The organism is Mycolicibacterium sp. MU0053, assembly GCF_963378095.1.
Classification (GTDB): Bacteria; Actinomycetota; Actinomycetes; order Mycobacteriales; family Mycobacteriaceae; genus Mycobacterium; species Mycobacterium burgundiense.
This window is the reverse complement of the sequence record NZ_OY726397.1, coordinates 3491043-3503746: the sequence shown is the minus strand read 5'-3', so window position 1 is coordinate 3503746 and position 12704 is coordinate 3491043. Positions and strand designations below refer to the sequence as shown.

Annotated in this window: 13 protein-coding genes; 10 read left to right on the top strand and 3 right to left on the bottom strand. The window is 69.0% G+C overall.

The genetic code is table 11. The features are described from left to right. Nucleotides 1-2 precede the first annotated feature (2 nt). Nucleotides 3-761 (top strand): DeoR/GlpR family DNA-binding transcription regulator, encoded by a 759-nt coding sequence (locus RCP80_RS16460; protein WP_308478689.1) that lies wholly within the window; start codon nt 3-5, stop codon nt 759-761. Nucleotides 762-766: 5 nt separating this feature from the next. Here the strand turns inward: RCP80_RS16460 and RCP80_RS16455 are convergent, their stop codons facing one another. After that, nucleotides 767-1402, bottom strand: a complete 636-nt coding sequence (locus tag RCP80_RS16455) for a sensor domain-containing protein (protein ID WP_308478688.1) — start codon at nt 1400-1402, stop codon at nt 767-769. A gap of 36 nt (nt 1403-1438) precedes the next feature. Between RCP80_RS16455 and RCP80_RS16450 the strand changes: the two genes are divergently transcribed. The 3 genes from RCP80_RS16450 to RCP80_RS16440 all read left to right on the top strand — a co-directional run bounded on the left by RCP80_RS16450 (nt 1439) and on the right by RCP80_RS16440 (nt 3350). After that, nucleotides 1439-2449, top strand: a complete 1011-nt coding sequence (locus RCP80_RS16450; RefSeq protein WP_308478687.1) for a methionine synthase — start codon at nt 1439-1441, stop codon at nt 2447-2449. 89 nt (nt 2450-2538) lie between these two features. Continuing rightward, on the top strand, nt 2539-3021 hold the full coding sequence (locus RCP80_RS16445) for an SRPBCC family protein (RefSeq protein ID WP_308478686.1): 483 nt from the start codon (nt 2539-2541) through the stop codon (nt 3019-3021). Then, complete coding sequence (locus tag RCP80_RS16440; protein ID WP_308478685.1) at nt 3012-3350, top strand: ArsR/SmtB family transcription factor; 339 nt, start codon at nt 3012-3014, stop codon at nt 3348-3350. Before RCP80_RS16445 ends, RCP80_RS16440 begins: the two co-directional genes overlap by 10 nt. Here RCP80_RS16440 and RCP80_RS16435 read toward each other — a convergent pair. After that, entirely contained in the window at nt 3347-3748 is a 402-nt protein-coding gene (locus RCP80_RS16435) for an MmcQ/YjbR family DNA-binding protein (RefSeq protein ID WP_308478684.1), read from the bottom strand. The two genes, RCP80_RS16440 and RCP80_RS16435, sit on opposite strands and share 4 nt — an antisense overlap. Nucleotides 3749-3804: 56 nt before the next feature. Here RCP80_RS16435 and ligA point away from each other — a divergent pair, with 56 nt between their 5' ends. Next, the gene (gene ligA, locus RCP80_RS16430; protein ID WP_373693362.1) at nt 3805-5928 is read left to right on the top strand and encodes an NAD-dependent DNA ligase LigA; all 2124 of its coding nucleotides are present in this window, start codon (nt 3805-3807) and stop codon (nt 5926-5928) included. A 19-nt stretch (nt 5929-5947) separates the two neighbouring features. On the opposite strand, the gene RCP80_RS16425 is transcribed toward ligA, so the two are convergent. Continuing rightward, nucleotides 5948-6607: an ACT domain-containing protein gene (locus RCP80_RS16425; protein WP_308478682.1), complete on the bottom strand. Its 660-nt coding sequence runs from the start codon at nt 6605-6607 to the stop codon at nt 5948-5950. 89 nt (nt 6608-6696) lie between these two features. On the opposite strand from RCP80_RS16425, the gene gatC reads away from it, so the two are divergent. From gatC to RCP80_RS16400, 5 genes are all read left to right on the top strand, one after another. Continuing rightward, nucleotides 6697-7014 (top strand): Asp-tRNA(Asn)/Glu-tRNA(Gln) amidotransferase subunit GatC, encoded by a 318-nt coding sequence (gene gatC, locus RCP80_RS16420; RefSeq protein WP_308478681.1) that lies wholly within the window; start codon nt 6697-6699, stop codon nt 7012-7014. After that, on the top strand, nt 7011-8501 hold the full coding sequence (gatA, locus tag RCP80_RS16415) for an Asp-tRNA(Asn)/Glu-tRNA(Gln) amidotransferase subunit GatA (RefSeq protein WP_308478680.1): 1491 nt from the start codon (nt 7011-7013) through the stop codon (nt 8499-8501). The genes gatC and gatA overlap by 4 nt, the downstream gene beginning before the upstream one ends. A gap of 18 nt (nt 8502-8519) precedes the next feature. Further along, nucleotides 8520-9551 (top strand): ATP-dependent 6-phosphofructokinase, encoded by a 1032-nt coding sequence (locus RCP80_RS16410; RefSeq protein WP_308478679.1) that lies wholly within the window; start codon nt 8520-8522, stop codon nt 9549-9551. A 21-nt stretch (nt 9552-9572) separates the two neighbouring features. Further along, nucleotides 9573-11081 carry an Asp-tRNA(Asn)/Glu-tRNA(Gln) amidotransferase subunit GatB gene (gatB, locus tag RCP80_RS16405; protein ID WP_308478678.1) on the top strand — a complete coding sequence of 503 codons (1509 nt, stop codon included), beginning with the start codon at nt 9573-9575 and terminating at the stop codon, nt 11079-11081. A gap of 154 nt (nt 11082-11235) precedes the next feature. Then, nucleotides 11236-12627, top strand: coding sequence for an IS1182 family transposase (locus RCP80_RS16400; RefSeq protein ID WP_465270707.1), 1392 nt, complete (start codon nt 11236-11238; stop codon nt 12625-12627). The last annotated feature ends 77 nt before the right edge of the window (nt 12628-12704 follow it).

Below are 12704 nucleotides of genomic sequence, written 5' to 3'. Positions count from 1 at the left end.
GCGTGGATTCCGAGACCAGGCAGCGCCGGATCGTCGAACTCGCCCGCACCAGGGGACGCGTGGAGGTCGCTGTGCTGGCCGCCGAACTGGAGGTTGCGAGCGAGACGATCCGGCGCGACCTGACGGCGCTGGCCGGCCGGCGCCTGCTCAAGCGCGTGCACGGCGGCGCGATCCCGCTCGAGACGGCCGGGTTCGAGTCCGGGCTGCAGTACCGCAGTCAGGTCGATCTGGCCCAGAAGCACCGGATCGCCGCCGCGGCAGCCGATCTGCGCCGCGGTGCGGAGACGGTCTACCTCGACGAGGGTTTCAGTCCGCGGCTGATCGCCGAGCGGTTGGCCGACGCCGAACTGACCGTGGTCACGTCGTCGCTGTTGGTGGCCGATGCCCTGGCGCGCAGCGCCACCGTCACCGTGCTGCTGCTCGGCGGGCGGTTGCGCGGGCGGACGTTGGCGACGGTCGACCACTGGGCGGTGGGCATGTTGGAAAGCCTGGTCGTCGACGTGGCTTATCTGGGCACCAACGGGATCTCGGTCGAGCACGGGCTCACGACCCCCGATCCCGCGGTGGCCGCGGTCAAGCGGGCCGCGGTGCGCTCCGCGCGGCGCGCGGTGCTGGTGGGCGCGCACTCCAAATTCGGGCTCGCCCACTTCTGCCGCTTCGCCGAGGTGGCGGATTTCGAGGCGATCGTGACGGGGGTGGAACTGCCGGCGGTCGAGGCCGAGCGCTATGAGGCCTTGGGGCCGAATGTGATTCGGGTCTGAGCACCCTACCCGGGTACCCCGCGCAGCAAGTTGGTCAGTACGATCTGCGGCACGGATTCGCCGAAGCCGCAGAAGGTCACCTCGGCGAGCACCACAGCCTTGAGTCGGTAGTCGCGGCCGCAGTCGCCGGACCTGGTACGCAGCGACTCGTCGTCGGAGTTCACGGCGCCGAGGTAGGTCCGACCGAAGGGGGTCCGCCCGCAGTCGGTGGCCTGTTGCGACAGATCCTCGAACACCTTCCGGGCCGTGGGTGGGTCGGTGTAGACGGCGGCGGCCTGGGAGATCAGCCCGGCCCTCGGCGGGTACTGGTAGCTCACCTTGTGGAAGTCGTCGATGGCGGCGCCGAACGTCGCGGTCTCGGCGAACAGGAACCGGCACGGCGGCGGTGTCTGATCGGCCAGCGCTTCGATGTCGACGGGATAGGCGGTGTCCATCGAGGGAATGATGTTCAACTCGGGGCCACCGCCGGTGATGCCCCGCATGCTGTCCAGGTCCAGCAGCACGGCGTGCGCCTCGACCAGCGGTGGCGACCACGGCCGGACCCTGGCGGGCGCGGCTGCGAGTCCGCCCGCCGTCACCGTGCATCCCGGTAGGGCCAGCGTCACCAGACACCAGCCGAGCAGCCGTATGCCGAGGCCCACCCGTCGAACTGTAGCCCCATCCCATACGGTTGAGCGGTGAGTATTTTCGCCACCGCAACCGGTATCGGGTCCTGGCCCGGGACCGCACCGCGGCAAGCAGCCGAAGTCGTTGTCGGAGAACTGCATTCGATGACGCACCTGGTCGAGCTGCCCGCCCGGGGGATCGGTGCCGATCTGATCGGCCGGGCCGGGGCGCTGCTGATCGACATCGCGATCGACACCGTTCCGCGCGGGTATCGCATTGCCGCCCGGCGTGGCTCGGTGGCTCGGCGGGCGACGAGTCTGCTCGACGAGGACCTCGATGCACTGGAGGAGGCGTGGGAGATCGCCGGGCTGCGCGGTTCCGGACGCGTGGTGAAGCTACAGGCGCCGGGGCCGATCACCCTGGCCGCCGAACTCGAACTGGGCAACGGCCATCGGGCCATCACGGATACCGGAGCCGTGCGCGATCTGGCGGTCTCACTGGCCGAGGGGGTGGCCGCGCACCGGGCGACGGTGGCCCGCCGACTCGAGACCGACGTGGTGGTGCAGTTCGACGAGCCCGTGCTGCCGGCCGCGCTGGCCGGTCGCCTGACCGGGGTGACGAGCCTGAACCCGGTGCACCCGGTGGACGAGGCGCTGGCCGTCGAACTGCTCGACGGCTGTGTCGACCGGGTCGGCACCGAGGTGGCGGTGCATTGCTGTGCTGCCGACATCCCGTGGAAGGTGTTGAGCCGCAGTGGTATCCACGCCGTATCGGTGGATGCCTCGGCGTTGCAGCGCGCCGATCTCGATCACCTCGGCGAGTTCCTCGAGTCTGGTCGGACGGTGCTGTTCGGCGCGGTGCCGGCGGTCGATCCGGACGGGTGGCCCTCGGTTGAGCAGGTGGCGGCCACGGTGGCGGCGGTCGTCGACCGGCTGGGCTTTCCCCGGGGCGTACTGGCCGAACGGGTCGGGGTGACACCGGCCTGCGGCCTGGCCGGCGCGAGTCCGGCGTGGGCGCGCCGCACGGTGGAGTTGTGTCAGCAGGTGGTCGACGGCCTCGCCGCCGACCCCGAATCGATCTGACGAGCGCCGGATAAGAGCAACCACGGGGTTGCGCAATGCGGGGATGTGGGGTTAACCTTTCCCAAAAGGAAACCTGGAGGTTGCATATTATGTCTACCGATCGCATCGAGAAGAGCGCCGTGTTGCATGCGTCGCTGGACCGGGTCTGGCGCGCCATCAGCGATGCACGCGAATTCGGCACCTGGTTCGGCATGCGGGTCGACGGCCCATTCGTCGCCGGCACCACCGTCTCCTGCCAGATGACCGGCACCGCCGTCGACGAGGACATCGCCGCCGCGCAGCGCGAGCATGAGGTGCACAGCTTTCCGCTGCATATCGTCACGGTGGATCCGCCGCGGCGGTTTGCCTTCCGCTGGAACCCGGTGGCGGGCGCGGAGTTCGCTGATCTGACCACCCTGGTGGAGTTCACCCTGACCGAGACCGACGGCGAGGTGTTGCTCGAGATCGTCGAATCGGGCTTCGACGCGGTGCCGGCCGAGCATCGCGGCGCCGCGTTCGCAGACAACTCCCAGGGCTGGGCCGAGCAACTGAAGCTGATCGGTCGTTACGTCACGGCAGCCCAATGGGCCTAGCCGTCCCGGACGCGGCGACCGCACCGGTCTTCGATGCCCTCGGCGACGCCAACCGGTTGCGCATCATCAGCCGGTTGTGCGATGCCGGACCCTGCTCGACCTCCGCGCTGACCCAGGCCATCCCGGCGACCCGGCAGGCGGCCGCCAAACACCTCGCGGTGCTGGAATCGGTCGGCCTGGTACGCAGCGAAAAACGGGGCCGGGAACGCGTTTGGACCATGCGGCCGGAATCGTTGACCGAGGCCGGCGAGTATCTCGACGCGCTGTCGCGGCGTTGGGATCAACGCATCGGCCGGCTGCGCGAGTTCGTCGAGAACGACCCCGACTAGCGTCGGCGCGCGTCCAGTTCCCTGATCAGCTTCTTGGCCGCCGCGAGCCGGAAGGACGCATCCACCAGTTCGGTGATCTCCTCCCAATCCGCCTCGGCGGCGGTCAGATCGAGCCCGAGCCAGCCGAAAGGCCCGAAATACATCGGCGAGAAGAAGCGGCCGTCCTGCTCGAGGGCGGGCCGCTCGGCCTCGTCGACCTTGACCAGCACCGAGTGCGGGAACGCGACCGTCTCGCCGGTGGTCTTGCAGGTTCCGCCGTACATCGCGAACATCTTCGGTGCGTGGAAGACCGGGCGACCGAACGACACCTTCTCGGCCGCGCCGGGGAAATCCAGCGCGATGCGTCGCAACTCGGCCAGGCCCGGATCGTCGTCGTCGAACATGATCGGATGAGGCACGCTCCGAAGCATAAGTGCATGGGTTCGGTGTCGGCGGACTTGGTTAACCTGCCATGGTGAGCCCAGCTGACCCCGATGCCGGAGACGCCGTGGAGGCGGCTCCGAAAGAAGCCGATCTGCGTCGCGAATGGCAGGACCTCGCCGACGAGGTGCGCGAGCACCAGTTCCGCTACTACGTCCGCGACGCGCCGACGATTTCCGACGGCGAGTTCGACGCGCTGCTGGGCCGGCTGATCGCCCTCGAGGAGCAGCACCCCGAACTGCGCACCCCGGATTCGCCGACCCAGCTGGTCGGCGGCGCGGGATTCGCGACCGAGTTCGCGCCGGCCGCGCATCTCGAGCGGATGCTCAGCCTCGACAACGTCTTCAACGTCGAGGAGCTGGCCGCCTGGACCGCCCGGCTGCGGGCCGAGATCGGCGCGGACCAGCACTACCTGTGCGAACTCAAGATCGACGGCGTGGCGCTGTCGCTGGTCTACCGCGACGGCCGGCTCGAGCGCGGCGCCACCCGCGGTGACGGGCGCACCGGCGAGGACGTGACCATGAACGCCCGCACCATCGACGACATCCCGACGCGGTTGTCCGCCACCGACGACTACCCGGTGCCCGCGGTGCTCGAGGTGCGCGGCGAGGTGTTCTTCCGCATCGCCGATTTCGAAGCGCTCAACGCCAGCCTGGTGGCCGAGGGCAAACCGCCGTTCGCCAACCCGCGCAACAGTGCCGCCGGGTCGTTGCGGCAGAAGAACCCCGCGGTGACCTCGAAGCGCAAGTTGCGGATGATCTGCCACGGCCTCGGACACGTCGAGGGTTTCACTCCGGCCTCCCTGCACGACGCCTACCTCGCGCTCGCTGCCTGGGGACTGCCGGTCTCCGAGCACACCGCGCGGGTGCAGGGGTTGGCCGCGGTCGAGGAGCGCATCGCCTATTGGGGCGAGCATCGCCACGACGTCGAGCATGAGATCGACGGCGTGGTGGTCAAGGTCGACGATGTTTCGCTGCAGCGCCGGCTCGGGTCCACCTCGCGGGCGCCGCGCTGGGCGATCGCCTACAAGTATCCGCCCGAGGAGGCCACCACCAAGCTGCTCGACATCAAGGTCAATGTCGGGCGGACCGGGCGGGTCACCCCGTTCGCCTACATGGAACCGGTGAAGGTGGCCGGTTCGACGGTCGGGCTGGCGACCCTGCACAACGCCTCGGAGGTCAAGCGCAAGGGGGTGCTGATCGGGGACACCGTCGTCATCCGCAAGGCCGGCGATGTCATCCCCGAGGTGCTCGGACCCGTGGTCGACCTGCGGGACGGCACCGAGCGCGAATTCGTCATGCCGACAACGTGTCCGGAGTGCGGTAGCCCGTTGGCGCCCGCCAAGGAGGGCGACGCCGACATCCGGTGCCCCAACTCGCGCAGTTGCCCCGCGCAACTGCGCGAACGGTTGTTCCACCTGGCTGGTCGCGGTGCCTTCGACATCGAGGCGTTGGGGGAGAAGGCAGCCACCGCGTTGTTGACCTCGGGGGTCCTGGCCGACGAGGGCGACCTGTTCACCCTCACCGCCGAGGACCTGTTGCGCACCGAGTTGTTCACGACGCAGAAGGGCGAACTGTCGAAGAACGGCGAGCTGCTGCTGAACAACCTCGACAAGGCCAAGGCCCAGCCGCTGTGGCGGGTCCTGGTGGCGCTGTCGATCCGCCATGTCGGCCCCACGGCGGCGCGCGCCCTGGCCGGAGAATTCGGCACGCTGGAGCAAATCGAGGCCGCCACCGAGGAGGAGTTGGCCGCCGTCGAGGGCGTGGGTCCGACCATCGCCGCGGCGGTCGTCGAGTGGTTCACCGTCGATTGGCATCGCGCGATCGTCGACAAGTGGCGCGCGGCCGGCGTCCGGATGGCCGACGAGCGCGACACCAGCATCGCGCGGACCCTGGAGGGCCTGTCGATCGTGGTGACCGGTTCACTGCCGGGCTTCTCGCGCGACGAGGCCAAGGAGGCGATCCTGGCACGCGGCGGCAAGGCCGCCGGTTCGGTGTCGAAGAAGACCGCCTACGTGGTCGCCGGCGATGCCCCCGGGTCCAAATACGACAAGGCCGTCGAGCTCGGCGTGCCGATTCTCGACGAGGACGGCTTTCGCCGGTTGCTGGCGCACGGGCCCGGATCCGATGGCTCGGAGCCGCCCGACAACGGCGAATAGCGCTGCCGGGCAGTCTGATTCAGCCCAGGATCGTGGCGACAATGCCGGCCAGATAGCCCAGGCGGGCGACTTCGGACGGCCGGAAGTCCGGCCCGCCGGGCCGGCCGAGCAGCACCGCGACATGCGGGTCGCCCAGCGGAGCGGCGGCCACCGTGGTGTCCATGTCGCGCCACACCTGCGGCACCCAATCGGCCGCGCCGTCGAGGGCCCGGGCGCTCGCGAGCGGCAGCCACGGCGCCGCCTCGGCCTGGGTCTCCGGTGCGCCCGGGCTGCCCGCGATCCGCTGCAGTCCCGCGTCGCCGAGCTGCACGACGGTGCACCAGCCGACCCGCAGCACCCGCGGCGCCTGGTCGACCAGCTCCTGCAGTCGGGCGGCCCGCGAGGTGGCCGCCGCGACCCGGTCGATGAGTTCGAGCTCGCGGTGGGCCTCCAACAACCCGGTATGGGGCCGGATCGACTCCACCCGGATGCCGTTGAGCGCCTCGGCGGCGGTGATCAGCGTGTCGGGCATGGCCCCGGCCGGCAGGTCCACCACAAGGTCGTCGATCGCGTAGCCGGACGCCCGCTCGACGACGTCGAGGGACAGGATGTCCGCGCCGACGGATCCCAACGCGACGGCCAGCGAGCCCAGGCTGCCCGGCTTGTCATCCAATCGGACCCGCAGTAGATAGGAAGGCACGCGCACACCTTTTCACAGCGCCGCCGGGCGGGCACCTCGGAATTGCCTGCTCGGCGGCGCCGAGCCCGCACCGACTAGGCTTGGCCCTCGTGTCGCAGAGCTCCCCAGGCCCCCGGGTCTCCACAGAGGATGTCGCCCACTTGGCGCGGCTGGCGCGATTGGCGCTGACCGACGACGAACTGGAAGGTTTTTCCGGCCAGCTCGGCGCGATTCTCGATCACGTCAGCCGCATTCAGGCCGTCGACGTCACCGATGTCGAGGCCACCGACAACCCGCTGCGGGTGGTCAACGTCACCCGCCCGGACACCATCGTGCCCAGCCTGACCCAGGAGCAGGCGCTGGCCGAGGCGCCGCGCGCCGCCGACGGCCGGTTCGAGGTCCCGCAGATCCTGGGGGAGAGCCAGTGAGCAACGCCGACCTGATTCGACTCTCGGCCGCCGAGCTCGCGGCCAAGATCGTGGCCAAGGAGGTGTCCTCGACGGAGGTCACCGCGGCCTGCCTGGAGCAGATCGAGAGCACCGACGGCGACTACAACGCCTTCCTGCACGTCGCGGGCGACCAGGCCCTGGCCACCGCCGCCGCCGTGGACCAGCAGGTCGGCGCCGGCGAATCGCTGCCCTCGCCGCTGGCCGGGGTCCCGTTGGCCCTCAAGGATGTCTTCACCACCACCGACATGCCGACCACCTGCGGGTCGAAGATCCTGGAAGGGTGGACCTCGCCGTACGACGCGACGGTCACCGCCCGGCTGCGCGCCGCCGGGATTCCGATCCTGGGCAAGACCAACATGGACGAGTTCGCCATGGGATCCTCCACGGAGAACTCGGCGTACGGGCCGACCCGGAACCCGTGGGACACCGACCGGGTGCCGGGCGGATCCGGCGGCGGCAGCGCCGCGGCCCTGGCGGCATTTCAGGCGCCGCTCGCGATCGGTTCGGATACCGGCGGCTCCATCCGCCAGCCCGCGGCACTGACCGCGACGGTCGGCGTCAAGCCCACCTACGGCACCGTGAGTCGATACGGCCTGATCGCGTGCGCGTCGTCGTTGGACCAGGGCGGCCCGTGTGCCCGCACGGTGCTCGACACCGCGCTGCTGCACGCGGTGATCGCCGGTCACGACCCCCGCGATTCGACCTCGGTGAGCGCCGCGGTTCCCGACGTGGTGGCCGCGGCCAGGGCCGGCGCGACCGGTGACCTCACGGGGATCAAGGTCGGCGTGGTGGCTCAGCTGCACAGCGGCGAGGGATACCAGCCCGGCGTGCTGGCGTCGTTCAACGCAGCGGTGGAGCAGCTGCGCGCGCTCGGCGCCGAGATCACCGAGGTGGACTGTCCGCACATCGACTATTCGATGGCCGCCTACTACCTGATCCTGCCGTCGGAGGTGTCGAGCAACCTGGCGCGCTTCGACGCCATGCGCTACGGGCTGCGGGTCGGGGACGACGGCACGCGCAGCGCCGAGGACGTCATGGCGTTGACGCGGGCGGCCGGCTTCGGACCGGAAGTAAAGCGCCGCATCATGATCGGCACCTATGCCCTGTCCGCCGGCTACTACGACGCCTATTACAACCAGGCCCAGAAGGTCCGCACCCTGATCGCGCGCGACCTCGACGAGGCCTACAAGTCCGTCGACGTGTTGGTGTCGCCGGCCACGCCGACCACCGCATTCCGGCTCGGGGAGAAGGTCGACGACCCGCTGGCGATGTACCTGTTCGACCTGTGCACCCTGCCGCTGAACCTCGCGGGGCACTGCGGCATGTCGGTGCCCTCGGGCCTGTCGCCGGACGACAACCTGCCGGTGGGACTGCAGATCATGGCGCCGGCGCTGGCCGATGATCGGCTCTATCGGGTGGGGGCGGCTTTCGAAGCCGCCCGAGGGCCGCTGCCAACGGCGCTCTGAACCGGTTAGATAGAGCCTATGCGGATCGGAGTACTCACCGGAGGCGGCGACTGTCCAGGGCTCAACGCGGTCATCCGGGCGGTGGTGCGGACCTGCGATGCCCGGTACGGCTCGACCGTGGTCGGATTCCAGGACGGGTGGCGCGGCCTGTTGGAGGACCGCCGGGTCCAACTGGTCAACGACGACCGTAACGACCGGTTGCTGGCCAAGGGCGGCACCATGCTCGGCACCGCCCGGGTCAACCCGGACAAGCTGCGCGCGGGCCTGGACCAGATCAAACAGACCCTCGACGACAACGGCATCGATGTGCTGATCCCGATCGGTGGCGAGGGCACGCTGACCGCGGCCAGTTGGCTCTCCGAGGAGGGGGTGCCGGTCGTCGGTGTGCCCAAGACCATCGACAACGACATCGACTGCACCGACGTGACATTCGGGCATGACACCGCGCTGATGATCGCGACCGAGGCGATCGACCGGCTGCACAGCACCGCCGAGTCGCATCAGCGCGTGATGCTGGTGGAGGTGATGGGACGGCACGCCGGCTGGATCGCGCTGAACGCCGGGCTGGCCTCCGGCGCGCACATGACGCTGATCCCCGAGCAGCCCTTCGATGTCGAAGAGGTCTGCCGGCTGATCAAGGCCCGCTTCGTGCGCGGGGACTCGCACTTCATCTGCGTAGTCGCCGAGGGCGCGAAGCCGGCCGAAGGCTCGATGCAGCTGCGCCAGGGCGGCGTCGACGAGTTCGGTCACGAGCGGTTCACCGGGGTCGCCCAGCAGCTGGGCCTCGAGGTCGAGAAGCGCATCAAGAAGGACGTCCGGGTGACGGTGCTCGGCCACGTGCAGCGCGGCGGCAAGCCCACCGCCTATGACCGCGTGCTGGCCACCCGGTTCGGCGTCAACGCCGCCGATGCCGCGCACGCCGGCGAGTACGGGATGATGGTGTCGCTGCGCGGGGAGGACATCGGTCGGGTCCCGTTGGCCGAGGCCACGGCGCAGTTGAAGCTGGTTCCGCAGAGCCGCTACGACGACGCGGCGGCTTTCTTCGGGTAGCCGACAACTAAGATCGCGGGCATGACTGCTGCGATCGCCGAACTCATCGACTATGACGATGTGGTTGCGCGCTACGACCCCGTGATGGGCATGGAAGTGCACGTCGAGCTCTCGACGGCGACCAAGATGTTCTGCGGCTGCGCCAACATGTTCGGCGCCGAGCCCAACACGCTGGTGTGTCCCGTGTGCCTGGGTCTGCCGGGTTCGTTGCCGGTGCTCAACCAGGCCGCGGTCGAGTCGGCGATCCGCATCGGACTGGCACTGAACTGTCAGATCGCGCCCTGGGGTCGGTTCGCCCGGAAGAACTACTTCTATCCCGATCAGCCCAAGAACTATCAGATCTCCCAGTACGACGAGCCGATCGCGGTCAACGGCTACCTCGAAGTGCCGCTGGACGACGGCACCACCTGGCGGATCGAGATCGAACGCGCCCACATGGAAGAGGACACCGGCAAGCTGACGCACCTGGGCAGCGACACCGGCCGCATCGCCGGGGCGACCACCTCGCTGGCGGACTTCAACCGCGCCGGCGTGCCGCTGATCGAGATCGTCACCAAGCCGATCGAGGGGACCGGCGAGCGTGCTCCCGAGATCGCCCGCGCCTATGTGACCGCACTGCGCGACCTGCTGCGCGCGCTGAACGTCTCCGATGTCCGGATGGATCAGGGCTCGATGCGCTGCGATGCCAACATCTCACTGAAGCCCAAGGGCGCCAAGGAATTCGGCACCCGCACCGAGACCAAGAATGTCAACTCGCTCAAGAGTGTCGAGGTCGCGGTGCGCTACGAAATGCGCCGACAGGCCGCGGTGCTCGACGCCGGCGGTGCCGTCACCCAGGAAACCCGGCACTTCCATGAAGACGGCTACACCAGCCCCGGCCGCACCAAGGAGACCGCCGAGGACTACCGCTATTTCCCCGAGCCGGACCTCGAACCCGTCGCACCCAGCGACGAACTCGTGGAGCGGCTCCGGGTCACCATTCCCGAGCTGCCGTGGTTGTCGCGCAAGCGAATTCAGGACGACTGGGGCATCTCGGACGAGGTGATGCGCGATCTGGTCAATGCCGGCGCCGTGGACTTGGTGACCGCGACCGTCGCCGCGGGTGCGCCCAGCGAGGCCGCTCGCGCCTGGTGGGGCAACTTCCTGGTGCAGAAGGCCAACGAGAGCGGAGTGGAACTCGATGCGCTGCCGATCAGCCCGACCCAGGTGGCGGCGGTGGTCAAGCTGGTCGAGGAGGGCAAGCTGTCCAACAAGCTGGCCCGGCAGGTCATCGAGGGCGTGCTCGCCGGCGAGGGCGAACCCGAGGCCGTGATGGCGGCCCGCGGGCTCGCGCTGGTCCGCGACGACGGACTGATCCAGGCCGCGGTCGACGAGGCCCTGGCCGCCAACCCCGATGTCGTGGCGAAGATCCGCGGCGGCAAGGTGCAAGCGGCCGGCGCCATCGTCGGCGCGGTGATGAAGGCCACCAAGGGCCAGGCCGACGCGGCCCGGGTGCGCGAACTGGTGATGGCCGCGGTCGAAAAGGCCTAGGAGCGTGGGTCGGTAACACGCCGGGTGGGGTGTCTGGGTTGGCGGCGGGTGTAGGGGATCATGGGGTGTGCCTGATGATCTCGATGCCGAGGGTTTGTTCGAGGTAGATCCCGAACTGCGGGTGGATTCGCATTCTGTGGCGCCGAAGGCGCCGGTGGATAAGTCGTTTCGCCCGTTCAACCCGGATCAAGACTTGTTGTTGCCGCCATCGCTGGATGACTGGCTACCGGCCGAGCACCTGGTCCGGTTCATCGCCGATCTGGTCGATGAGCACTTGGACCTGTCCCGGATCCACGCCGCCTATACCGAGGTCCGCGGTGGGCCACCGTATGACCCGCGGCTGATGGTGCGGATCCTGCTGTATGGCTACACCACCGGGGTTCGTTCCTCGCGCAAGCTGGAAGCCGCCTGCACCGATGTGGTCGCGTTTCGGTGGCTGGCTGCAGGCAGCGCCCCGGACTATCGGGCGATCGCCCGGTTCCGCAAACGCCACCTCTCGGCGTTGGGACACCTGTTCGTCCAAGCGTTGGCGTTGTGCCAGGCCGCCGGGATGGTCAGCCTGGGCCAGGTCGCACTCGATGGCACGAAGGTGCGCGCCAATGCCTCCAAACGCAAAGCCATGAGCTACGTCCGGATGACCGAGAAGGAAAAGATCCTGGCCGGCGAGGTCTCAGCACTGCTGGCCGAGGCGCAGCGCATCGACACCGCCGAAGACAAGGCGTTCGGCAAAAATCGCCGCGGTGACGAACTACCGGCGGAGCTGGCGCGGCGCGAAACCCGGCTGGTCAAGATCCGGGAAGCCAAGGCCGCCCTGGAAGCCGAAGCCGCCCAAGCGGCACGGGAACGCGCTGAGCAGCGGGCCAAAGACCGCGGTGACGACGATGACACCGCCGCGGGCAAGGGTGCCGCGGCTGCGCAGGCCGCGACACCGAAACCGAAGGCGCAACGCAACTTCACCGACCCCGATTCCAAGATCATGCTCACCGGCGACGGGGCATTCCACCAGTGCTACAACGCCGCGGCCGTCGTCGACGGTGATCATCAGGTGATCGTGGCCACCGAAGTGGGCACCAACGCCGCCGACGTGAACACGCTGATGCCGATGACCGAACAAACCGTCACCAACACCGGCCAGATTCCTAGCCAAATGCTCGCCGATGCCGGCTACACCAGCACCGCCAACCTCGACGCCGCCGCCGGGTTCACCGAAGAACATGGCACCGAGTTCTTCATCGCCCCCGGCCGCCCCCGCCGTGATGACCCGCCACCGGTCGCCCCGCGGGGACGCATCCCCGCCGAGGCCACCGCAAAACAGCGGATGGCCCGCAAGCTGGCCACCAAACGCGGACAGACCGTTTATGCCCGCCGCAAAGCGATCGTCGAACCGGTCTTCGGCCAGATGAGCACCCTGCAGAACGCCAAACATCTGCTGCTGCGAGGACTCGACCAAGCCCGCGGAGAATGGCTGCTGCTAGCCGCCTGCCACAACCTACGAAAACTGCACGGCCACATCGGAGTTACCGGACTGACCGCCCTACCGGCCTAACAAGCCATCCGATGGGGCGTCTCAATTGCCAGCACCCGACCCATCGGAGACCTCCACACCGAGCGGGCACCCGGATC